The 24,099-nt window shown below is 58.3% G+C and carries 16 protein-coding genes; 13 read left to right on the top strand and 3 right to left on the bottom strand.

Features of this window, described 5'->3' with window-relative positions; genetic code table 11:
• Positions 1–15 precede the first annotated feature (15 nt).
• Together eda and GYM67_RS07460 are read left to right on the top strand one after the other, a co-directional pair.
• Positions 16–681 carry a bifunctional 4-hydroxy-2-oxoglutarate aldolase/2-dehydro-3-deoxy-phosphogluconate aldolase gene (gene eda, locus GYM67_RS07465; protein WP_220236284.1) on the top strand — a complete coding sequence of 222 codons (666 nt, stop codon included), beginning with the start codon at positions 16–18 and terminating at the stop codon, positions 679–681.
• 96 nt (positions 682–777) lie between these two features.
• A complete protein-coding gene (locus GYM67_RS07460; RefSeq protein WP_220236283.1) occupies positions 778–2,223 on the top strand; it encodes a tagaturonate reductase in 1,446 nt (481 codons plus the stop codon).
• A gap of 21 nt (positions 2,224–2,244) precedes the next feature.
• Here GYM67_RS07460 and GYM67_RS07455 read toward each other — a convergent pair whose 3' ends face one another.
• Both GYM67_RS07455 and GYM67_RS07450 read right to left on the bottom strand, forming a co-directional pair.
• Positions 2,245–3,378: a mannonate dehydratase gene (locus GYM67_RS07455; protein ID WP_220236282.1), complete on the bottom strand. Its 1,134-nt coding sequence runs from the start codon at positions 3,376–3,378 to the stop codon at positions 2,245–2,247.
• 74 nt (positions 3,379–3,452) lie between these two features.
• Positions 3,453–5,096, bottom strand: coding sequence for a mannitol dehydrogenase family protein (locus GYM67_RS07450; RefSeq protein WP_220236281.1), 1,644 nt, complete (start codon positions 5,094–5,096; stop codon positions 3,453–3,455).
• Between the two features lie 258 nt (positions 5,097–5,354).
• Between GYM67_RS07450 and GYM67_RS07445 the strand changes: the two genes are divergently transcribed.
• The 3 genes from GYM67_RS07445 (at position 5,355) to uxaC (ending at position 9,028) form a co-directional block, all read left to right on the top strand.
• Positions 5,355–6,422 (top strand): LacI family DNA-binding transcriptional regulator, encoded by a 1,068-nt coding sequence (locus GYM67_RS07445; protein WP_220236280.1) that lies wholly within the window; start codon positions 5,355–5,357, stop codon positions 6,420–6,422.
• Positions 6,419–7,429, top strand: a complete 1,011-nt coding sequence (locus GYM67_RS07440; RefSeq protein WP_220236279.1) for a LacI family DNA-binding transcriptional regulator — start codon at positions 6,419–6,421, stop codon at positions 7,427–7,429. Before GYM67_RS07445 ends, GYM67_RS07440 begins: the two co-directional genes overlap by 4 nt.
• A gap of 153 nt (positions 7,430–7,582) precedes the next feature.
• Positions 7,583–9,028, top strand: coding sequence for a glucuronate isomerase (gene uxaC, locus GYM67_RS07435; protein WP_258561478.1), 1,446 nt, complete (start codon positions 7,583–7,585; stop codon positions 9,026–9,028).
• Between the two features lie 26 nt (positions 9,029–9,054).
• Here uxaC and GYM67_RS07430 read toward each other — a convergent pair whose 3' ends face one another.
• Positions 9,055–10,110, bottom strand: a complete 1,056-nt coding sequence (locus GYM67_RS07430) for a LacI family DNA-binding transcriptional regulator (protein WP_220236277.1) — start codon at positions 10,108–10,110, stop codon at positions 9,055–9,057.
• 261 nt (positions 10,111–10,371) lie between these two features.
• On the opposite strand from GYM67_RS07430, the gene GYM67_RS07425 reads away from it, so the two are divergent.
• The 8 genes from GYM67_RS07425 (at position 10,372) to fdxA (ending at position 24,039) form a co-directional block, all read left to right on the top strand.
• Positions 10,372–11,769 (top strand): ABC transporter substrate-binding protein, encoded by a 1,398-nt coding sequence (locus GYM67_RS07425; RefSeq protein ID WP_258561477.1) that lies wholly within the window; start codon positions 10,372–10,374, stop codon positions 11,767–11,769.
• A 73-nt stretch (positions 11,770–11,842) separates the two neighbouring features.
• Positions 11,843–12,763 (top strand): carbohydrate ABC transporter permease, encoded by a 921-nt coding sequence (locus GYM67_RS07420; RefSeq protein ID WP_220236276.1) that lies wholly within the window; start codon positions 11,843–11,845, stop codon positions 12,761–12,763.
• 3 nt (positions 12,764–12,766) lie between these two features.
• Positions 12,767–13,768 (top strand): carbohydrate ABC transporter permease, encoded by a 1,002-nt coding sequence (locus tag GYM67_RS07415; protein ID WP_220236275.1) that lies wholly within the window; start codon positions 12,767–12,769, stop codon positions 13,766–13,768.
• A gap of 8 nt (positions 13,769–13,776) precedes the next feature.
• Positions 13,777–15,417 (top strand): glycoside hydrolase family 43 protein, encoded by a 1,641-nt coding sequence (locus GYM67_RS07410; RefSeq protein ID WP_220236274.1) that lies wholly within the window; start codon positions 13,777–13,779, stop codon positions 15,415–15,417.
• 166 nt (positions 15,418–15,583) lie between these two features.
• Positions 15,584–20,197 carry a pectinesterase family protein gene (locus tag GYM67_RS07405; RefSeq protein ID WP_220236273.1) on the top strand — a complete coding sequence of 1,538 codons (4,614 nt, stop codon included), beginning with the start codon at positions 15,584–15,586 and terminating at the stop codon, positions 20,195–20,197.
• Positions 20,198–20,307: 110 nt separating this feature from the next.
• On the top strand, positions 20,308–21,924 hold the full coding sequence (locus GYM67_RS07400) for a UxaA family hydrolase (protein WP_258561476.1): 1,617 nt from the start codon (positions 20,308–20,310) through the stop codon (positions 21,922–21,924).
• Positions 21,925–22,140: 216 nt separating this feature from the next.
• Entirely contained in the window at positions 22,141–23,664 is a 1,524-nt protein-coding gene (locus GYM67_RS07395; RefSeq protein ID WP_220236272.1) for an amino acid permease, read from the top strand.
• A gap of 57 nt (positions 23,665–23,721) precedes the next feature.
• The gene (gene fdxA / locus GYM67_RS07390) at positions 23,722–24,039 is read left to right on the top strand and encodes a ferredoxin (RefSeq protein WP_015022367.1); all 318 of its coding nucleotides are present in this window, start codon (positions 23,722–23,724) and stop codon (positions 24,037–24,039) included.
• Positions 24,040–24,099 lie beyond the last annotated feature (60 nt).

The raw sequence follows: 24,099 nt of genomic DNA, 5'->3' as shown, positions 1-24,099 counted from the left end.
GAGAAGGAAGCAGGCATGAGCGAGTTTGGCAAGACGGACGTACCGGAGGAGCGGATCGGATTGATTGATCTGATCAGAACAATCAAAGTGGTCCCCCTGGTGACCCTGCATTCACCCGAGGAAGCGGTTCCTCTGGCTAGGGCCCTGGCTTCCGGTGGAGTGCCCATCGCGGAAGTCACCTTCCGATCGGCTGCCGCCCTGGACGGGATGCGGGCTATTTATGACCAGGTGCCTGAGGTGACCCTGGTGGCAGGAACTGTGCACACGGTCGACCAGGCACGCCAGGCAGTGCAGGCAGGTTGCAAGGGTATCGTCTCCCCGGCCTTCAACGATGCTGTGGTCGACTGGTGCACGGGCTCCCGGATCCCGGTCTTGCCTGGAACGGCGACTCCCAGCGACATTGAGAAAGCCTATGATCTTGGTCTGCGTTTTACTAAGTTCTTCCCAGCCGAGGCTTACGGTGGCATCAAGACCTTGAAGGCACTCTCCGGCCCCTTTGCAGAGATGAGCTTCTTGCCCACCGGAGGAGTTGGGTTCGGGAACGCTCGTGAATACATCGACCTGCCCAACGTCTTTGCTGTGGGCGGGAGTTTCCCTGTACCGTCCCAGGCCCAGCGCCGAGGCGATTGGAAAGCCGTTGCTGATGCTTGTGCGAAGGCCAGGCAGGTGGTGCAAGGCTGAGTGCCAGAGTCCCGGGCTAGTCATCGATCGCCAGGTTCGATGATCTGGTCGGATCCCCCGTATGGGCGGGATGCGAGCGGACGGAAAGGAAGCATTGTGGAAAGATTACGGGAAGCAGTGGCCGTGCATCTGGGGCTGACTAGTACAGAGGCAGCTCAACGACCCATCAGGATCATCCAGTTCGGTGAGGGAAATTTTCTCAGAGCATTCGTTGATTGGATAGTCCAGCAGCTCAACAACAAGGGCTTGTTCGGGGGGAATGCAGCAGTTGTTCAGCCCCTTGAAAAGGGCAGAGTCCAAGTCTTGGAGGACCAGGAGCGGCTTTATACAGTCATTCTGGAAGGTCTCAAGGATGGAAAGCCCGTCCGCAGCCATGAGCTGATTGACTCTATCGGCAAGACAGTCGACCCCTACCAGGACTGGGATGGGTTTCTGGCTCTAGCCGATGATCCTGATACGCAGATCATCATCTCCAATACCACCGAAGCGGGCATTGCCGTCAATGATGGGGATAAGGTCACAGACCGTCCGCCAGCGGGATATCCGGCGAAGTTGGCTCATCTGCTCAAGCGTAGGTTCGACAGGTCCATGCCAGGCTTCCTGATTATGCCTTGCGAGCTTATCGCCGACAACGGTCCGGCCCTGCATCATGCTCTGATAAATGTCGCTGAACGGTTTGGATGGGGTAAGGATTTCATCGACTGGCTTGATCGGGAGAACACCTTCGTATCCACTCTCGTGGATCGCATAGTTCCTGGCTACCCGCGCGAAGATGCCCAGGAGCTTTGGGAGAAGCTGGGTTACGAGGACCAGAACATGGTCAAGGCCGAGCCCTTCCTGCTCTGGGTCGTAGCTGGCGACCAGACCGCCCAGCGCAAGGTCGATGAGCTGCTTCCCGCGCGGAAGGCCGGAATCGACCTGGTGACCTGCGATGCTGTACAGCCCTACCGTGAGCGCAAGGTTTATCTGCTCAACGGTCCTCATACCACTATGGCCCAAGTGGCCCGGTTGGCCGGATTCAAGACTGTAGGACAGGTCATGGGCGATAGGACCATGCGTTCTTTCATTACCCGTGAGATGGAAGAGGAGATCATCCCCGTCCAGACACTGCCCAAGGAGGAGCTGGAGAGCTTCGCTGCTGCGGTTCGCGAGCGGTTCGACAACCCCTTTGTCCAGCATTCTTTGGATTCCATAGGGTTGAACTCGGTCTCCAAATTCGTCTCACGCCTTCTCCCGCTGGTTACGGCCAACGCAGAGCAGGGGAGTGGGCTTCCGGAACGCATCGTCCTGACGCTGTCCTGCCTGTTGTGGAATTATGGCGGCAAGGCCGGTGATGCTGTGAAGATTCAGGATGATCAGAAGGTTATCGATGCCTTCCACAAGGCTGCTGGTCAGGATGATTTCGTCAACCGGATTCTTTCTGATGCCTCCGTTTGGGGCCATGACCTGACCAGAATCGCAGGGCTAGCGGAGGCTGTCCAGAAGGACTTGGACGATTTGGCCGACCAGGGTGTCCAGCCCCTGATAGACCGATTGGCATGAGCCAACAGTGCGAACGAGGAATCAGTATCGACGGTTGTAGCGGTAAGCGTCCCAGGCTCCAAGCAGATATTGGATGCCCATGGCGCGGTCATAAAGGCCGTAGCCTGGCCGCGGTCTGCCGGCTTCCGTGTTTTCGCTCCATAAATGCCGTCCGTGGTCGGGGCGGATGTAGCCCTGGTAATCGGCCTCGGCGTAGGCCTTCATGACGCCGACGGTGTCCACGTTCCCCTCGTTGGCGCGGTGACCTACCTCGTAGAATGAGCCCTGCTCGTCGGTGAATCGGATGTTGCGCACGTGGCTGAAGTAGATCCTGCCCATGAAGGTCTTGACTGCATCCACTGCGTCGTTGCCTCTTCTGGATGAGAAGGATCCCAGACACAGGCACAGTCCGTTGCAGGGGCTGGGATTCAGATCCAGCACCCGTTGAATCCCCTCCTTGCTGGAGACCACGCGCGGCCAGCCGAACAAGTCGAAGGCAGGGTCGTCGGGGTGGACGGCCAACTTGACCCCGTAGCGCTCGCAGGTGGGGATCACGGCATCCAGAAAGTACTTGTAGTTGGCGTACATCTGCTCGTGGCCCATTCCCTGATAGGCATCCATGAGTTCAGGCAGATGAGCAAGCCGTTGGGGTTCCCAGCCGGGCACAGTCAGGGATCGGGCCCCTTTCAAGGTTTCGTCGATGATGCCCTGTGGGCTGAGCTGGTCCACTTGGTGCTGGTTGTAGTAGAGAGCGGTGGACCCATCTGGGCAGGGGTGGAACATCTCCGTACGCAGCCAGTCGAAGACCGGCATGAAGTTGTAGGTGACGACTTTGACACCGGCCTTGCCCAGGTTGGCTACGGTCTCGATATAGGCGTCAATGGCCTGATCGCGGCTCATCCTGAGGACTGTCGAACCGGTCTTGATGGATTCGTGAACGTTGACCGACTCAACCACGTCGGCGTTGAAGGTTTTGGTTATGCCTGCCGCCCGATCCCTGGCGGACAACTCGGTGATTGCCGCCATGGCATCTTCGATTTCGTCCGGCTGCCAAACCTCGCCGGCCTGTTTATGGTGGAGGGACCAGACAATGGTCTCCACCCCCGGAATCTGACGAATATCATCCAGGCTGATGGTGTCGTTGCCCTCTCCATACCAGCGGAATCCCATGTGCATGATGCTCTCTCCTTACATTCGAATCGGGCGGGCCCGGTTATTTCGTGCCTTGTCCAGTCAGCAGACGGCCGACGTCACCAGGCGCTTGCAGCTTTGTGAAGGGTGTTCGCGACGGAGCCATTGCCCTGGCACATGGCGGCCAGTGAGGTCTCGATTCTGTCGGCCAGTGGTGTGGCGTTCAGATCGGTTCCGAAGATGGAGGCATCGGCCAGGATGGGCTTGATGGTCGCCGCCAGAGTCTCCTTCTTGGCTGACCCATTGAGTGGGATGTCGGCCAGAATCCTTTGAAGCTCCTCCAGACGCGGGTCCGGGCTCAGCTTGACCAGCCGTCCGGCGTCGTCGGTTCCATGGCCGTCCGAACCGATCAGCAGCCGCAGCCATGCGGCAATGATCAGCGGGATGGCTTCCAGATCGGCTGTGTCAAGATCCTGGGATCGGATGTACCTGCTGATGGTGATTCCGTACCTGACCGGGATTTTCTGTGAGGTGTCGGCGCAGATGCGCGCCGGTGTATCGGGCAGACCAGGATTGGGAATCCTGATCTCGATGACTTGGCGGAGGAACTCCTTTGGGGAGAAGATGCCCGGGTCCTCGACCACAGGCAGTCCTTCCGCATACCCCAGGCGGGTGACCAAGGCCTTGAGGTCTGGGTCAGCGATGGTCCTTGACATGGTCGGATACCCTAGGAGCATCCCGAAGACAGCCAGAGCCGTGTGCAGGGGGTTCAGGCAGGTGGTGACCTTCATCTGGTCGGCGGCGTTGACCGTATCCTTGTCGGCCATGTAGACCCCTGCTTTCTCCAGAGGCGGGCGGCCTGCAGGGAAGTCGTCCTCAACCACCCAATACCAGGTTTCCTCAGTATTGGCGTATGGGGCCATAGCGGTTCCGCCCCTGGTCCAGAAGGGTTCCGCGTCAGCGATGCCCAGAGCCTTGAGGCGGCGACCCACCTCCTTGTCAGGGTTGGGAGTGATTCTGTCAATCATGGTCAGCGGGAAGGTGATCTTGCTCTTGTCTCTGAGGTAGTCGCCGAAGCCTTTTTCTGCCAGGCTCCTCCCTATCCACTCGTCAGCCATCTGCCTGACGGCTTGGGCGAACCGCTTCCCGTTTTGTGAGAAGTTGTCGGTGCTGACCAGGGCCAGGGGGAGGGCACCGGCCTGGAAGCGCTCCAGCAGGAGGGCCGTGATGACTGCGATGGCGCTCTTGGCTTTATCAGGTCCGCCCCCGAATTCCGGAGCGATCCATGGCAGCGGCCGCCCTTGGGAGTCGACCAAGGCATAGCCTTTCTCGGTGATGGTCGTGGTGACCATCTGCAGGCCGGGATTGCGGAAGACCAGCCTCAGATCATGCAGGGGCTTCGGATCTTCACCCAGAGGGTAGGTGCCTGCAACTGAGGCGACCAACGAGGTCTTCATAGATCCGTCCGCTTTCAGGATGGCCTGAAGATAGCGGTCGTCAAAGGGAGTGTAGGCCTGGTCGATGATGGCTGGGTCGTAGGATTCGGTCACCAATATGCCTTGGTCGGTGGCGCGTGAATCCAGAAGTTTTTGGGCAATGGGGGCGTGAACTGCTCTGAAGAGATTGCCGGCCCCAAAGTGGACCCAGGCAGGCAAGCGCTTGGTGGCCTGGCGCATGGCCTTGATGTCGTAGGTTGGCAGAGTCACGCCGGCTTTCTGCCAGGCTGCAGCCTCATTATGTATATCGCCGCTAAGGTGAAGCATCAGTGTCTTCCTTTACCAAAAGAAACATATCGCGGAGACCAGGCGTACTCGCTTGCCCATCCTGACTCCGAACCTACCAAGTCGGTGCCCATCTGCTTCCAGAGTTGCCGTTTGTTTCTCATCAGGCTGCTGTCGGCTGCTATGGGACCGGGAAGCCGCATATACTTGGAAGCTAGAAGCTAAAAGCTAGAAGTGCTCGGCGCCGTTGGCGTGTATTTCATGCGATATGGGGCAGACGAGGAAGGCTGATACGAATAGATGAAGACCGGAGCAGGTTCGGGTGGCGATTCCTCTACGGACAACCGCCGTATCACCATATATGATGTGGCTCGCCAGGCCGGAGTGTCCCCTTCAACGGTCTCGCGTACCTTCTCGCGTCCGGATCGGGTCAGTATTTCGACGGCTCGAATGGTTCAACGGGTCGCTGATGCACTGGGATACCACAGCGATATTGTCGATAGCCGGTCAAGTTCGCAGGGCAGGGGACTGGTTGCGGTCATTGTGCCCGACCTGGGCAATCAGTTTTTCACTGGTGTCGTTCGCAGTGTCCAGGACGAGTGCGAGCGCTCACGCTTCGAGACTCTGATTCTTGATACTAGGGAGTCCATCGCCAGGGAGCGCCGGATCGTCGATACTGTCGCTCCTGTGGTCTCGGGAATCATCCTGGTTTCCCCTAGGATGCCCGATGCCATGATCCGCAAGTGCGCCCAGCTGCGCCCCCTGGTCAGCGTCAACCGTGATGTCCGGGGCGTCTCCAGCGTCAGCATCGATGTGTCCAAGGGGGCGTGCCAGGCCGTCGATTACCTGTACGCATTGGGCTGCCGGAGCCTGACGTATTTGGATGGTCCGGCTGCCTCATGGTCAGGAGGCATCCGGTGGCGGCATATCTTCAATGAATGCGACGCCAAGGGGATAAGCGTCAAGCGCTCGCTGCCTTGCGCTCCTACCTTTTACGGGGGCTATTCCTTCGCAGAGAAGTATATGGACGACCCTACAGGAGCGGTCATCGCCCACAACGATCTGATGGCGATCGGCCTGATCGTGGCCCTCAGACGGCTCGGCTGCGAGTGCCCTCGTGATATCTCCGTCATCGGGTTCGACAACGATACCATGTCCATGGTGAGCAGTCCGCCTCTGACCACCATTCATATGTCCCTTTCAGCCCTTGGGCGGGGGGCTGCCGACCTACTCATGCAGCGTCTTTCCGGAGCCAACCTGTCTGTAGCCCCGACGGTTCCGGCCCGTCTTGTCATCAGGCAGAGCACGGGTGCCAGGCCGAGCAAGCCTTTGGACCGAAACGGGGCAGAGAAGGAATTTCGGTCATGAGCTGTCATAACCGTTCCAGGCGCGTGACGATCAGAGAGGTGGCTGACAAGGCCGGCGTCTCCCCCTCCACGGTATCAAGAGCATTCTCCCGGCCTGACAGGGTCAGTGCGGCTACAACCAAGCGGATATTCGCTGTAGCCGACGCACTGGGGTACTATACGGAGCCGGTCGATACGGTTCCGTCCAGGACGTTGCGGGGCATGATCGCCATCATCGTTCCGGATATCGCCAACCAGTTCTTTTCTGACATCATTCGTTCCGTACAGCACGAGTTCAACCTGGCTGGATTTGCCCTTATCGTCGCTGAATCCGAGGAAAGCGCCACCAGAGAGCGGGAGGCCTTCAACAAGATCGCCGCCTATGTGGACGGGGTAATTCTGACCTCATCGAGAATGCCTGATGCCATGATCCGCAAGTGCGCCCAGACCAGGCCCATCGTCGTGGTTAACCGGACCGTGCGTGGGGTGCCCAGCGTGGCCATCGATATTGGGACTGGTATCCGTCAGGCCGCTGAACTACTGGTTTCCATGGGTTACTCACGAGTGACCTATCTCGATGGACCTTCTTCCTCATGGTCGGTGGGAGTCAGGTGGAATCACACTTACGAAGAGTTCCGCAAGCGTGGGGTGACTGTTCGACGAATTTGGCCGGGTCTTCCCACCTTCGTCGGAGGGTATGCCCTGGCGAAGCAGTATCTGAATGATCCCACAGGCGCCGTCATTGCTCACAACGACCTGATGGCCCTGGGCTTCATGGCGGCTGTGCGTCGTCAGGGGATTCGTTGTCCGGACGACTACGTGATCATCGGATTCGACAATGACACTATGGCGCAGGTCAGTGATCCGCCATTGTCCAGCGTGGGCAACACCCCGCCGAAACTGGGCAAGACAGCAGCCTGCATCCTTCTGGATCGGCTGAATGGACGAACTGATCTGCCCCAGAGCATCATGATCCCCTCCCGCCTGATCGTCCGGGAGAGCACGGGGAAGGCTGCGTCGGGTTCCTGATCAGGGGAGGTTCCGACAAATCATGGCAACATCATGCTCTGCCTCTTCAGGCGCGCATAGGCTGACCAATAGCATATGCGAGTTCCGATCGCGTGACTGTTTCGCCTGTCCGTTGGTCTGTACAGAAGAATTTTAGGCATTGCGGAAATTCGAATGCTGGACTTGCTGTTTTCGACTAAGGAGTTTGTAGTGGCTTTCCTGGATGACGATTTTCTCCTCGGGACGCAGTTGTCTCGGGACTTGTTCCATGACGTAGCTGAGAATCTTCCTCTGGTGGATTATCATTGCCATTTGCACGCCAAGGAGATCTACGAGGATCCCAACTTCGATAATATTGTCGATGCCTGGCTGACAGATGGCCGCAATTATGGAGATCACTATAAATGGCGGCTGGAGAGGGCCAACGGCATTCCGGAACGGCTGATCACCGGAGACGGGGGCCCTTGGGAGAAATTTATGGCTTACGCCCAGACCATGGAACAGGCTGTAGGCAGTCCGGTCTATCTGTGGACGCACATGGAGCTGCGGAGATACTTCGGCATTTGCGAACCCCTGACCACCAAGACCGCCAAGTCCATCTTTGACCAGACGAATGAGCAGCTGGCCACCCCGGACTTCTCGCGAAGAGCGCTTCTGCGTCGCATGAACGTCAAGATCGTCTGCACCACGGATTCCCCTGAGGATAATCTGGAGTATCACGATCAATTCGCCAAGGAGGGGGAGCCCTTTAGGATGGTTCCCGCCTTCCGCCCCGATGCCGCCCTGAATCCGACCGCTAATGGATATGGCGATTGGATCGGCACAATGGAGTCGGTCTGCGGCAAGCCGATCAATGACTTCAGCGAACTGGTTGACGCTCTGCGCGATCGGGTTGATTACTTCCACCAGCATGGCTCCAGACTCTCCGACCATGCTGTCGATGTGGTCGAGTTCGCTCCGTCGACTGTCGAAAATCTGGATGCCATTTTCAGCAAGGCCAGGGCAGGTCTAGGCCTTGATAGGCAGGAACAGGCCCAATATCGTGCGGCCCTCCTTCTTGAGCTGATGCGAATCTACAAGGATAGGGGCTGGACCATGCAGCTCCACCTCCAGGCCAGACGCAACAACAACTCGACGGCTTTTGGGAAGCTTGGAGCCGACACGGGTTACGATTCCATGGCTGACAATTCGGTTGCCGCCCCTCTCGCCGCCCTCCTTGACCAGGCGCAGAGCTCGAATATCTTGCCCAGAACCATTGTCTATTCCCTCAACCCCAACGACTATATGGCCATAGCCACTGATTTGGGCTGCTTCGGAGGCGATGATCAGGGCCAGCTTCAGTTGGGCAACGCCTGGTGGTTCAACGACACCGTCTCCGGGATGCGTCGGCAGCTCGAAGTTTTGGCTGAAACCTCACTCCTGGGCAATGCGGTGGGAATGACTACGGACTCCCGCAGTTTCCTGTCTTTCCCCAGACACGAGCTCTTCCGCAGGGTGCTCTGCGGGCTCTTGGGCGACTGGGCCGCTCAGGGCATCATCCCTGATGACAAGGAGCATCTTGCTCCTCTGGTGCGTGCGGTCTCCTATGAGAACGCGCTGTCTCTTTTTGCAAGCAGCTGATGCGCAGCCAATCGAAGAGTGGCGCCTTATAGGGCTCCTGCCTGCCTGTGGTCCGCGTGTTTCGGCGGCGGGCAGGTCGATTCCCGGACGACAAGGGTGTTGGGCAGGATGGCTCTGGGGTCGACGGTCTTGCCCGATCTGGCATCCAGGATCATCGTCGCCGCCCTGGCTGCCATTTCCATCAGGGGCTGATGGATGGTGGTCAGCGCGGGTCCCATGAATCCCGCTGTCTGTATGTCGTCAAAGCCGACTACCGAGAGTTCCTCAGGAATGCGGATGCCTAGGCGTTTGGCAGCTTTGTAGACTCCCATGGCCAGAAAGTCGCTCTGGGCGAAGATGGCGGTGGGGCGATCGTCGAGGTTCAGCAACTCCATGGCGAATCGTTCGCCGTCCGCCACGCTGAATCGCCCTTGGCGGATCAGTCTCGGATCAAATCCCAGGCCAGCCTCGTGCAAGGCGGTTCGGTAGCCGTCTAGGCGGGCTATGGAGCACATGACCCCATCGGGTCCTGTGATGGTGCCAATACGCTGATGGCCCAGTTCGACTAAATGGCGGGTGGCGAAGAGCCCGCCGGACCAGTTGTCGGATTGAACCGACATGGTTCCCAGAATCGGGTTTCCCCACGGGTCAACGAAGACCGCTGGTATGCGGCGTGACGCGAACCGTCTGGCCAGATCGGCCGATGGGTTGGAGAAGATCAGGATGGCACCCAGGGGCCGGCGGGCCAAAACCTCGTCCAGCCACCTCGTGGCCAGAAGACGGGGATCGTTGATTTCGCTCAGAACCAGCCGGATTCCGCGGCTGGAAGTTACTTCGGCAGCCCCGTCCAGAAGATTCAGGGTCCATGGATTGTCCAGATGTTGCAGGGCCAATTCGATCAGGTTGGAAGAGGCTCCGGTCCTGCCTGACCTGAAGTATCCGAGCTGATCGATGGCCTGTTCGACCCGTTCGCGAGTCTTTTCGGCCACATCGCTCTTTCCGTTTATCACCTTGGATACGGTGGCGATGGAGACCCCGGCCCGGCATGCGACGTCGGCTAAGGTTGGATTCTTGCCATTGCTGGACGACGAGCTTGAACTCATGGTTCCCCCTAGCATCTCATGTTTGAATAGGATCAGTATACCGAAATGTTTCGATAATTATGGTCTGAAAATGTGACGTATTCGTAAAATCGGTGACATCGGTTTTGGGATATACAGGCAAAAGACATGAAAGTATCGCAGCGATCGCGTATAAAATAGTAATAGTTAGACGATTTGACTGTGATTGACATCACAACTACTATCGAAAACAGCGATAATAATAATCGCAAAATCAATGAAGATTATCGAAAGGCAACTGGTATGAGCTGGAGAACAAAGGGAAGACAGGCCCTGAGCGTATGTGCCGGGCTGGCTATGATCATCGGGTTGACGGCCTGCGGAGGCAGCGGCGATTCATCCTCGCCGAAGGCCGGGAAGGACAGCGGCGGCATGACGATGAGCGACGTGAACCAGGCGCTCAAGTCCGACAAGAAGGTGACGCTGAACTTCTGGACCTGGCGTTATGACATCGAGCAGGCCAACATCGATGCCTTCCAGGCCAAGTACCCCAACATCAAGGTCAATGTGACTCAAACGGGTGCTTCATCCGATCACTACACGAAGTTTCAGAACATATTGAAGTCAGGCAAGGATGTTCCTGACATCGTCCAGCTGGAATACGACTACCTGCCCCAGTTCGCAGTGACGAATTCGCTCCTGAACTTCGCGGACAAGAGCATTGAGTCCGACATGGGCAAACTATATAATGACGCAGCCTGGAAAAATGTCCATGTAGCTGACGGACTGTATGGCACCCCGTTGGATCAGGGACCCGAGGTCATGTTTGTCCGTCACGACGTTTTGGATCAGTTCGGTCTGAAGGTGCCCACCACCTGGAAGGAATTCGAGGAAGAGGGCATCGCCCTGCACAAGGCTGACCCCAACAGGTACATGAGCTTCGTCGACACCACTGATGTTCGCTACATGGCTTCCATTGTCCGTCAGTCCGGCGCCAAACCCTGGACCGTCAAGGGTGTTCAGGATGTGACTCTTGACATGACCAATGCCAAGGTCAAGGAGGCCGCCGATTTCATTCAAAAGCTGATTGATGAGGATGTGCTTGAGCCGGTAGCCAATAAGAGCGATCAGTACAACCGCGGATTCGCCCAGGGCCGTTGGGGCATCCAGTTCGATGGTTGCTGGAAGGGCACCTCTTTCGTCCAGCAGCAGCCCTCCCTCAAGGGGAAGTTTGAAGTGGCCCTCCCGCCGGCCTGGGGCGATGGATCCGCTGGTCTCAAGACCAGCGAGATAGGCGGATCGCTGCTCTCCGTAACTTCAAAGTGCGCCAAGGAGAAACAGGCCGCAGCCGTCGCCTTCATCAACTGGATGGGTTCGGATAAGCAGTCCATCGACCTTTTCCAGAAGACGGGAAGCTTCTTCAACGCGGCCAAATCCTTCCAAACGGACAAGGACGCTGCCAATGCGCCCAACGACTACTTTGGCGGTCAAAAGGTCAATACGGTCTATTTCAAGTCGGCTGATGCTCTCAATGCCAACTGGTCGGTTCTTCCCTTCAACTCACAGTACGCCACGGACTTCAAGGATATCGTCGTGCCGCAAATGAAGAAGGGCGGAGACCTGTTTGGCTCCTTCTCCAAGTGGCAGTCTTCCTTGAAGACCTATGCCGATGGGCAGGGCTTCAAGATCACCGTCAAGTAGCAGCGGATATCGCCCCGCAGGCCGGCATGGCCTCGGGGCTTCCACTTTAGATTTTTCAAGAAAGGAAAGCGCCATGAGCGCAGTGAGTGTATCCGCCGGGCCCGGATCCCGGGCGGAATCGCGCAAGGAGCGGCTCCAGCACATTGGAATGTTGTGGTGCCTGCCCTACGTGATCGTCTTCCTCGGCGGGACGATAATCCCGATGGTCTATGCGTTTTATCTGGGCCTGTTCAAGCAGCAGATGATAGGCGGCGAGCAGTTCACAGGCTTCGCCAATTACATCAGGGCCCTGAAGGACCCCCTGCTTTGGGACGGTTTCAAGCGGGTTGCCGTATTTGCGATCATTGAAGTGCCGCTCATGACCTTCCTCGCCCTCCTGGCGGCCTTGATGCTGGATTCCCAGAGGATCCGGCATGTGGCCATCCCGCGCATCCTGCTCTTCCTGCCCTATGCTGTTCCCAATGTCATCGCCGCTCTGATGTGGAGCTACATCTATGGCACCGACTATGGCCTGATTGGGCAGTTCTTCAGACTCTTCAACGGGCATGCACCCAACATGATGTCCAAGGAACTGATGATCTTCGCCATGATCAACATCAGCATCTGGGTATCCATGGGGTACAACACCCTGATTTACTATTCGTCCTTAAAGGCCCTGCCCGAGGAGCTTTATGAATCGGCCAGGGTGGATGGAGCATCCGAGTTCAGAATCGCTTGGTCAGTCAAGATTCCGCAGATTCGTTCCTCGGTGGTCATGACCCTGCTCTTCAACATCATCTATGCGCTGCAGCTGTTCAACACCCCCAGCATGATGCAGACCATTGCGCCTGAGGTCGTGACCAGCTACTACACGCCAAACCTGTACACCTATTCCTTGGCTTTCAGTGGCAATGATCTGAATTACGCGGCTGCCGTCTCTCTGGTTGTCGGCCTCTTCACCATGATCATCATCACTGTTGTCAAGACCCTGGGCAACCGCTGGGAGGGGAGGTAAACCATGTCCAGTGCGCAAACCGAATCCCAACCCATACAGGCCCCAAAGCGTCCTGCATCACTGAGCAGGCGCGATGCTCAATTAGCGCGGAAAGATCATGCCATAAGGCTGCGAAAGGCCTCTGGCGGCAGTGGCGTCCCGGTCCGTCTGACCCCAGCGCAGAAGGTCATGGATATCCTCCTGCACCTGATCATGCTGATCATGGTCATTTACTGTCTGATTCCCTTGATCTGGCTGGTCTTCTCTTCGACTAAGACCAATGAGGGACTCTACAGTTCCCCCGGGCTTTGGTTCTCTGACCAAAACGCTTTCTTCCAGAACATCCATGACGTGTTCGTTTTTCAGAATGGAACTTACGGCCGTTGGCTGATCAACACCCTGGTCTATGCAATCGTAGCCGGCTTGGGAGCCACGCTCTTCGCCACTTTCGCCGGGTATGCCATTGCCACAATGAAGTTCCACGGACGTAAAGCGCTGCTTTGGGTCACGCTGATCTTCATGTCGATACCTTCCACGGTCATCACGGTTCCCCTCTTCCTCCTGTACTCGAAGATAGGCATGACCAATACACCATGGGCCGTCATCATTCCTCAGCTGTCCAACCCCTTTGGTCTGTACTTGATGATCATCTATGCCCAGACTTCCATCCCTATATCCCTGGTGGAGGCTGCAAGGATCGATGGCGCCAACACCTGGACCATATTCTGGAAGATTGCCATGCCTCTGCTTGCTCCAGGTTTCGTCACCACGCTCCTCTTCGCCTTGGTCAGTGTCTGGAACAACTACTTCCTGCCTTTGATCATGCTCTCCGACGTCAAAGACTACCCGCTTACTGTGGGCCTGAACGTCTGGATGAAGATGGGAGGCGACGCTACCTACCATGTGGTGCCCAACAACATGATTCTGACCGGGTCGCTGATAGCCATCGTGCCGTTGATTATCGCCTTCCTCTTCCTGCAGCGGTACTGGCAATCCGGTCTTTCGGCCGGCGCGGTCAAGCAGTGAGGAACGTTATGAGCAGTCTGACCAATCCCATCATCCCGGGATTCCATCCCGACCCGTCCGCCCTTCAAGTGGGGGAGGACTATTACATAGCCAACTCCACCTTCGAATGGTGGCCAGGGGTCGACATCTATCACTCGACAGATCTGGTGAACTGGGAGTGGGTGTGCTCGCCCCTGACCCGGACCAGCCAGGCCGACCTGATGGGGGATCCGAATGCCGGAGCTATCTGGGCGCCTCACCTCTCCTATGCCAAGGGGTTGTACTGGCTCGTCTTCACCGATGTGAAGACCGGGACCATATACAAGGACACGCTGAACTACATCGTCACTGCCCCTTCCATTACCGGACCTTGGTCCGATCCTGTTTTTGTAACGGCTTCCGGCTTCGACCCCTCCCTCTTCCATGATGAGGATGGGCGTTCATGGTTCGTCAATATGCTCTATGACTGGCGAATGGACCATGAGCGTTTCGCTGGCGTGGTCATCCAGGAGTTTGATACCAGCGCCAAGCGTCTGGTCGGACCTCGCCGCCGCATCTTTCGAGGCACGAGCCTGGGGGTCTGTGAGGGACCGCAGATCTATCGCCGTCACGGCTACTACTATCTGGTATGCGCAGCTGGTGGGACCGAGTGGAATCATGCAGCCACGGTGGTGCGTTCAAGCAAGCTGACAGGACCTTGGGAGGAATCCCCCCATACGCCTTTGATCACTTCCAAGGACGATCCGGACGGGCCCATCCAGAAAGCAGGGCACTGCAGCCTTTTGGAATACAAAGGCCAATGGTACATAGCCTATCTCTGCTCACGTCCTCTGGGCCATAGGGGGGATTGCGTTCTGGGCAGGGAGACCAGCCTGGATCCCATCGTCTGGGATCAGGACGACTGGCCGCTCCTGGCCAATGGCGGCCATAATCCGTCTCTTCATGTGGAGGTCAGGGAAAGTACGGCCAAACAGGTTGTGGATCGTTCCGAATCCGTCCGATTTACGCCGACCAGCGGCCTGCCTGCCTCCTTCAAGACTCTTCGTGGTCCCTTGCGTCCTGAGGTTGATTACTCCCTGAAGGAGCGTCCGGGATGGCTGCGGCTCCATGGCGGCCAGAGCCTGTCCAGCCTGCACAGGCAAACCCTGCTGGCCCGTCGCTGGCAGGCCTTCAACTTTGATGCCTTTACCTGGATGGAGTTCGAACCCGCCAACTTCCAGCAGACCGCCGGCCTGGTCCTCTTCTACGATACTGCCAACTGGATGTACGCTTACGTCACAGCACAGGAGGAAGAGCGCGACTGCCCGGTGGCCCGCATCCTCATCAACGAAGGGGATCGCTTCAGTTTCGGGAGCGACCTGCTGCCTCTTCAGGCTGGCATGGGCGTGGGCCTTGCAGTGAAGGTTCGGGGATCGAGGGCCCGCTTCTATTTCAGCCAGGACCAGGACAGCCTCCGAGGTGAACGCGACAATCTCCGGCCTTTGGGGGGCACTCTGCCAGCCAACCATCTCAGCGATGACCACGTAGGAGCGCTCCGGGGGAAGACCGTCTTTTCCGGAGCCATGGTCGGCATCTGTGCTCAGGATATGGATGCCCACCGTTCATATGCAGACTTCAATGGTTTCGACTATCAGGAGGTGGCAAAAGATCAACAAGATCACCAGCGATAAATAGGCCCAACGGGCATGCGATGGAGAGGTGCCGCAAGGCCATTCGGCCTAGGCGGCACGCTGGATCGGCGGGAAGCGCACGGTTCGCAAGGCTTGCGGTTCCCCGTGCCCGCCATGCGTTGAACATTGCCCGGGGGCCAACAACGGTTTTCAAGGAGGAAAACTGATGATTCGAAAGCGAATTGCAGCCGTTTGGGCCGGCATAGCCGCAGTGGCTATGTTGGTGGGCGTGGAATCCACGGGGATTGCCGGAGCCCAGAACGCCTGGGCGGGTGAGACCGATCCGATCGCAGTTGAGACGCCATCGGCCCTGGCTCAGGCGCCGGCATCGCTGACCGACCAGTCGGTGGTGCTCACCTGGAGCAAGCCTGCCGGGTACGACAAGATCACCGGGTACCGGATTTACCGTGACGGCAAGGAGGCGGGGATCACCTCCATGACTTATTTCAAGGTCCTGGGTTTGCGGCCAGAGCATGGCTACGACTTCACGGTTCGAGCGGTTGGCGCTGACGGTACGCTGTCGTACCAATCAGCCAAGCTTCACCTGACCACGATGGCTACTCCAAAGCGCTATAACGTGCGTGATTTCGGCGCCTTGGGCGACGGCAGCACGAAGGATACGGCAGCCATCCAAAAGGCCATTGATGCCTGCAAAGAGAAGAACTGCCAGGTGTATCTGCCTGCCGGCACCTACCTTTCCGGGGCGCTGAACCTGCACAGCGACATGAGCTTCTTTGTTGATGCTGGCGCCCAGCTCAAGCCCAGTGCGGAACTGGCTGACTATCCGTTTACCTCCGCACGGCACGACATCGAGGACGTGATGGGTCGCAACCCCGCCTATTCCAGTCTTCTCAACGCCGGTGAGATGGACAGCAAGGCGGGAGTGACCACCAGGAACATCAAAATCATGGGTCCGGGGACTATCGGCGATGAGGCCAATGGCATGCTCCTGCGCAAGGCCTACGATGACTTCACCCACAACGGCAATGGCGGGAATCTGGATATACCTTCAAATATCTACCAGCCTGGCCAGCATGTGGGCGGCGGCAGCCTGATCAGCATGAAGAACGTGGGTGGCATCTACCTGGATGGCATTCATATCCGCAACGGGATGATGTGGACCGTGGTTCCCATCTACAGCCAGGACATTACGGCGTATGGCCTCCAATTGGTCACCTCGGTCCATAATGGCGACGGTTTCGATCCCAACTCCTCATCGAACGTCTGGATCCTTGGCGCATCCTTCTCTACCGGCGATGATTGCAGTGCCATCAAGTCCGGGAAGGATGCCGAAGGCATTGCCATAGCTCGCCCATCTGAAAACATCTATTTCCGCGGTGACGTTTTCAACTCCGGCCATGGCGGTGTGACCATCGGCAGCGAGATGTCAGGAGGAGTCCGCAACGTCTTCGTGGAGGATTCTACCATCGTCCCGGTCGACCTTACTTCGGGTGCGGTCAACCCCGGTATCAGAGTAAAGGTCAGCCCCAAGCGAGGCGGATACGTGCGCAATATCCAGGTGCGCGACAGTGTGATCAACAAGATCAGCGTCATCACCGACTATGACCGGACTTCGGTCGATGATCTGGATTCACGGACCCCCCTGCCGCAGACCGAGAATTTCAAGTTCTCCCATATCACGGCGCCCAACTGGGACAAGCCTGCCGGCAAGGACAACGTCATCGATATCAGCGGCTCCAACTTCGGGCACGGCCTGGTCAAGTACCTCAAGGACATCCGTTTCGACGATTGCCGATTCCATGGCGCCTTCCTGGACACAACCCAGAATGTGTCCTTTGCCGATTCCAGCCTGACCGATGGCCTCTCGGCTTCCCGCTCCGTCAATGTTACCCGCGACGGCAAGGTCTACAAGGATGACGGGTTCCCGGTCCATGACGATTTCGAGGCCGAGGGCGCATCCTTGCCCAAGGGTTGGAAGACCAAGGATTCCCAGACCGGCGGCGGTGCGGTTGTACGCCACGAGGACGGGAGGGGATACCTCCTCCTGGACAACAAGGGCCCTGGCTATGAGACCATTGAGCGTGTCTTCAGCCAGCAGCAGGGGCGGGTCAAGTCCTCCCTCTCGTTTATGTTTCCCGATGATCCTGCCAAGGCTTCCAATGCCGTTCTCGCCTACAAGGACAGCAATGGCAAGGCTGCGGCTTCTTTCGTCCTCCGGCGGTCCAAGTTGGTTCTGACTGGAAAATCAGGCGATCGGACCCTCGTCAATGAGTTGGAGGCTGGCACCTGGTACACCCTTGACATTCACATGGACACCGATGCCAAGAAGATCGATGCCTCTGTCGCCGGACAAGGTTCGGTCACTCAGGCGCCGTTGAGCGACACCAAGGCCGCCGGGGTGGCTGCGCTCGAAGTGCACATGGCCAATTCCAACACCCAGGAGGCCTGCATGGCCTTGGATGATCTGGTCGTCGAGTCCGATGCCGCCGCAGGTGCCGGTCTCCAAGGCATAGAGCTGACAGCTCCGGCTGGCGTTATCAATCGCAGAGGCGGATCCCTCCAGGTCGCTGCACGACTGATCGGCCCCGACCGTTCGGATGCTGTGACCTGGCAGGTCCTTCGTCCTGATTTGGGACAGACCAGTGCTGCTGTGATTGATCAGAACGGTCTCCTCCAGGCCGAGTCCAACGGCACTGTGCTCGTTACGGCTACAGCCACGGATGGCTCGGGCATTCAAGGCATACTGCCGGTGCTGATCACCAATCAGCAGGTGCAAACCGGATATGTCCCGATAGAAGTGATGACTACGGTGGGCGTGGCTCCGGTCATGCCGACGACCATCTATCGCACATTGGACGACGGAAGCGCCATACCTGCCAAGGCTACATGGGGGGCTATCAGCGCTGACTCCTATAGCCGCGAGGGCGACTTCCAGGTTGCCGGAAGTTCCGGGGGCGACAGGGTCACGGCCTCTGTTCGCGTTTCCAAGGTGGCGATAGCTTCGATCGACGACAGTATCGTCAAAACCACCCCTGGCAGACTGGTCATGCCCATCGCGGTCAAGGCCGTCCTCAATGACGGAAGCAGAAGGATACTGCCGGTTGACTGGGATAAGGTCGAGCCTTCTCGCTATGCCAGCCAGAATATTGATGGCTTCGATGTGCGGGGGACTGTTTCCGGCACTGGCGTCAAAGCCGTGGCCAGGGTCCTGGTCCTCCCGGCCAACAAGGAGGGGGTCACCCCCACCGTGGTTTCGGCTGATGGGCGTGGTGACTTCCGATCCGTTGGGGAGGCCCTAGCTTCGATTCCGGAGAGGAACGCCCAGCGAAGGGTGATTTTCATCAAGCATGGGATCTATCGGGAGAAGCTGCTTATCGACCGTCCCTATGTGACCATCCAGGGTCAGGATCCAGATGGTACCGTCCTGACTTACGATGACAAGCCCAATGATCTGGGCCCTGACGGCAATCCCCTGGGTACTTATGGCGACTATGCCGTCAAAATTACCGGCGGGGATTTCGTGGCCAGGGACATTGCCATACAGACGCTGGCTGGTTCTACTGTCGGCCAGGCAGTTGCCCTGGATGTGAACGCGGATCATGCCTCCTTCGACAATTGCCGGATCCTGGGTTACCAGGACACCCTGTACTTGCAGAACCGTACGGATGAGACCGCCAGCAGCAATCCTCCGGATCAGCCAACTGTGCAGACCAACAGAATGTATTTCAGGAATTCGACTATTGCGGGGTCGGTGGACTTCGTTTTCGGATCAGCCATCGCGGTTTTCGATCATTGCGATTTGCATTCCGTTCTGAATGGCTATGTGACTGCTGCCAGCACGCCGAAGGAACAGAAATACGGCTTCGTCTTCCTGCATAGCAAGCTGACTGCCGAGAACCCCTACAGCGGTTCTCTCAAAACCTACCTGGGCCGTCCTTGGAGACCGTATGCAAGCGTGGCTTTCATCGATACCAGTATGGCGCGGCACATCCTGTCTGAAGGATGGAATGATTGGGGGAAGACATCCAACCAGTCAACTGCGAGATTCTCCGAATATGGATCCACCTATGAGAACGACGTCAAACCCAGTCGCGTCCCGTGGGCGAAAACCCTATCGGAGCAAGAGGTCTCCGACTATACGATTCAACGGGTCCTCGCGCGCTCTGCAGGCATCAATGCAGTCGATGACTGGGACCCCACGAAGATGGTCTCGCCCACCCCATCGCCGGCCACGCCGATCACTGTGGCTGCTCAGGGTTCCACTGACCAAGGCGTTACGCTGAACGCGACTCTGGCGCCTTATGCCCAGAGCGAGGATGAGGCCAATCTCTCCTTCAAGGTCAAGGATCAGCCTCAGCACGGTCTGCTTACCATGCGTGAGGACGGCGCCTTCTCCTATACCCCTCAGCCAGGATTCAGCGGGAGCGATCGGTTCACCTTCCAGGCCTTCAACGGGGCTGTTGCTTCCAATGTATCCACCTATGCGATCACGGTCAGGCCTGGTTCAGGTTCCGGTTCTGCCGGGACGGACGACGCCAACGGAGCCAACGGGACGGGGGCGGCCGATTCCGGCTCGGCTCACCCGGGCGCAATCAGTGCCGGCGCAGCTGCAGGGGGCGAGCCCGTGCCCGGCCAGCCGCTCGGGAAGGCGGATGGCGGAAGGTTGGGCAGGCTCCCCGCAGAGTCGAGGGATGCCGGGTCCTCCCTCGCCAATACCGGTTCTGGTGTGGTCCAGCTGGTTCTGGCTTCGGCTGCGGGAATCCTCATGGGTCTTGTCGCCCTCATCGGGATTGCTTGGCATCCCCGGTCGGGCCGCTAGTCCGTTATGGCCGCGGGCCCCTCCTCGAAGATTTGGGGCCCGGGCCTTTTCCCGCGCAAAGACTGGCAACAAAGTGAGATGGATCCTGGAGCGCCCGTTAGCTTGGGAGCATGAGTGAGGCGAAGAGGCATTGCATGATCCCAGAAGGCGGTTCCACAGGATTCGTCCCCACCTGTGGTGGGGGCCAAGCCGTCGGTTTGGAACACGATTATCTTGAGGACATACCGGCTCGGACCGGCCAGGACACGATTCTGCTCAATCCGGCGGATATGGTGGCTGTCGCTGCCAGGAATCTGGAGCCCGGCGAAAGAGTCATGGTCGAGGGTCGTGGCGAGGTGACGGTGCTCGGACGAGTTCCCCGAGGGCACAAACTCGCGCTTCAGAACATTTCCAAGGGCGAGGACGTCATCAAGTATGGCTATGCCATCGGCCACGCCAAGGAGGCTATCAGTAGGGGGCAATGGGTCCACACGCACAATCTGGCCACCAACCTGGGCGCCGACCTGAACTACCGTTATCAGCCGGTTGCCGACACGGTCAAGCCGGGCAGCCCGACAGGGACCTTCCAAGGGTACAGGCGCTCGACGGGCAAGGTAGGCATCCGCAACGATCTCTACATCGTCCCGACCGTAGGTTGCATCAACAGTCTGTGCGACGCCATGGCGCGGTCTTTCTCAGCCCGCCATCCTGGCAACGGATCTTTTGACTCGGTGGTTGTGGCGCGCCACCCTTATGGATGCTCCCAACTCGGAGGCGATCTAGTCTACACCAGGCGTTGCCTTCAGGACATCGCCACCCATCCTAACGCCGGGGGTGTTCTCCTCGTTGGCCTGGGGTGTGAAAACAATCAGATGGAGGACATGCTGAGCACCCTGGGCGAGTATGACACGAACCGAATTCGTTGGATTATATGCCAGGAAGTGGAGGACGAGCTGGATGAGGCCGATGCCCTCCTGGACCAGATCAACGAGGCTGCAAATGATGACCGTCGTGAAGAGACGCCCCTGTCCGAACTCAAGGTCAGCGTCAAGTGCGGTGGGTCCGACGGAATGTCAGGCATCACGGCCAATCCGCTGGTCGGCCGGTTCGCTGAATGGGTGGTCGCCCAGGGCGGGTCCGTGGTCCTGGCCGAGGTCCCTGAAATGTTCGGGGCAGAACAGGTCCTGATGAGCCAGGCACGCGACGAGCAGGTCTTCCATGATGTCGTCAATCTTATCAATAATTTCAAGGGATTCTTCCGTAAATACGGCGAAGTCATATCCGACAATCCCTCTCCAGGCAACAAGAAGGGCGGAATCACGACTCTGGAGGATAAATCCTTGGGCTGCATCCGCAAAGGTGGCCGTTGCGAGGTCGAGGATGTGCTCAACTATGGCGACCATATCTCCAGACCCGGGCTCTCTCTGCTGCAGACGCCAGGCAACGACCTCGTCTCCAGTACGGGAATGGCTGCAGCAGGAGCGCAAGTGGTCCTCTTCACTACTGGCCGGGGTACTCCTTTCGGAACTTTCGTGCCTACGGTGAAAGTAGCTACCAACACGCCCCTGGCCACCAAGAAACACCGTTGGATCGACTTCGACGCCGGACGTCTTCTGGATGAGCCCGGAGATCAGGTTTTCAATGATTTTCGTAAGAAAGTCCTTGCCGTGGTCAACGGTGAGCAGACCTGCAATGAGCGTAACGGCATGCAGGACATTGCCATATTCAAGGATGGTCCGACTGAATAGAGTGCGGGCTGCACCCTATGGGCATCCTGGTCGGAGCAGCTGGGGCGCTTTGCTGTGCATTGGCGGATTGGTGCGCCCTGTTCGAGTTGCCGTGTCCGGAAGATTTCCCAACAGGTAATATTCCGAAATGAACACAGTCCGGAGTTGCGTGTCCCCATCCTCTATAGTTGTGGGCCGGATAGGTTTGTGACACAATGCGTCTCGATTGGGAGCAGAATGGAATTATTCAGGAAGAAATCGGTTGAACAGACCCTGGCAGAGACCGGGGAGGAGGGCAGGTCGCTCAAGCGGACGCTGACCACCTGGGACCTGGCCATCATGGCCGTTGCAGTGGCCGTGGGCGCCGGCATCTTCTCGGTGGGTGCCCAGGCGGCGGCCTTCCATGCGGGCCCGGCCGTCATCATCTCCTTCGTCATAGCAGGCATCGTCTGTGCGGCGGCCGTCATGTGCTACGCGGAGTTCGCCTCCATGATCCCGGTTTCAGGCTCGGCCTACACCTTCACCTACAACACCATGGGCGAACTGGTGGCTTGGATCATCGGCTGGGACCTGATTCTGGAGATGCTCATGGCCGCTTCGGTCATCTCCAAGTACTGGGGCGTCTACTTGAATGACTTCATCCATCTGATGGGCGGCACCTCCTTCAGTTCCAGCTTCCATATGGGCGGCCTAGATGTGGACCTGGCCCCGCTGGCGGTCGTCGCCCTCTTCACGGTTCTTCTGGTCCTGGGCACCAAGCTTTCCGCCCGGTTCGACGGCGCCCTGACCGTCCTCAAGATCGGCATCGTGGTCTTCGTCATCGTGGTGGGCTTCTTCTACGTCAAGTTGGACAACTACCGGCCCTTCATTCCGCCTTCCGAACCTGCCTCGGCCGTTCCGGGAGCCAGTGTGCAGGGAATCATGGGTCAGCCGCTCTGGCAGTGGGTCTCAGGCATGCAGCCCACCATCTACGGCATTCCCGGCATCCTCTCAGGCGCTGCCCTGGTCTTCTTCGCTTTCGTGGGCTTCGACATCGTCGCCACCACCTCCGAGGAGGCCAAGGAGCCCCACAAGACCATTCCCCGTGGAATCGGCCTGGGCATGCTGATCGTCATCACTTTGTACATCCTGGTCGCCATCGTTACCACCGGCATGGTCTCCTACAAGGATCTGGCAAAGGCCAAGAACCCCTCTCTGGCTACCGGCTTTGAGATGGTGGGGGCTCCTTGGGCCGCCAAGATCATCTCCTTCGGCATCGTGGTGGGGCTGACCACCGTGGTCATGGTGCTCCTGCTGGGGCTGACCCGCATCGTCTTCGCCATGAGCCGCGACGGGCTTCTTCCACGTGGCCTGTCTCGCACTGGCCGTTATGGCACGCCGGCCCGCATTCAGATTCTGGGCGGCATCGTGGTGGCCGTGGTCGCCTCTTGCTTCCCTATAGACGTCTTGTCCGACATGGTCAACATCGGCACGCTTTCAGCCTTCCTGCTGGTGGCCATTTCACTGCCCATCATGCGCAAGCGCCGGCCGGATCTGCCCCGGTCCTTCAAGATGCCAGGCAATCCCTGGGTGCCCATTCTGATAGCCCTGGCCTGCCTCTGGCTCATGCTCAACCTGACCGTGCTGACCTGGATTCGATTCGTGGTCTGGCTGGCTGCAGGCCTGGCCATCTATTTCTGCTATTCCTACCGGCACTCCCTGCTCGGTCGTCATCAGCTCAGCGGGAAGATATCCCAGGCCACCCAGGCCGGTCTGGACTGACCTGGAGCGTCGGCGCTGCAGTGTAGAGTGAATGCTCGCATACTCAGGAGGTAACCCATGACCTACGTCATCGCTCAGCCCTGCGTGGACGTCAAGGACAAGGCCTGTGTGGACGAATGCCCGGTGGACTGCATCTACGAGGGCGTCCGTTCGCTCTATATCAACCCCAACGAGTGCGTGGACTGCGGCGCTTGCGAACCGGTCTGCCCGGTGGAGGCCATCTTCTACGAGGACGACCTGCCCGAGGAGTGGACCTGGTACAAGGACGCGGCGACTGATTTCTTCGCCCAGGTGGGGGATGCCGGCGGTGCTGCTGCGGTCGGCCCCTACGATCACGATCCGGAGGGTGTGGCAGCCTTGCCACCCAACAAGTAGTCGATTAAGGCTGACAAGCCGCGGATGGGAGCCATCCCTCCGCGGCTTATTCATAAAAGA

The sequence above is a fragment of the Bifidobacterium asteroides genome (genome assembly GCF_019469425.1).
In the GTDB taxonomy this organism is placed as follows: Bacteria; Actinomycetota; Actinomycetes; order Actinomycetales; family Bifidobacteriaceae; genus Bombiscardovia; species Bombiscardovia asteroides_I.
The sequence above is the reverse complement of the archived record's forward strand: the minus strand, read 5'-3'. Positions and strand labels throughout refer to the sequence as shown.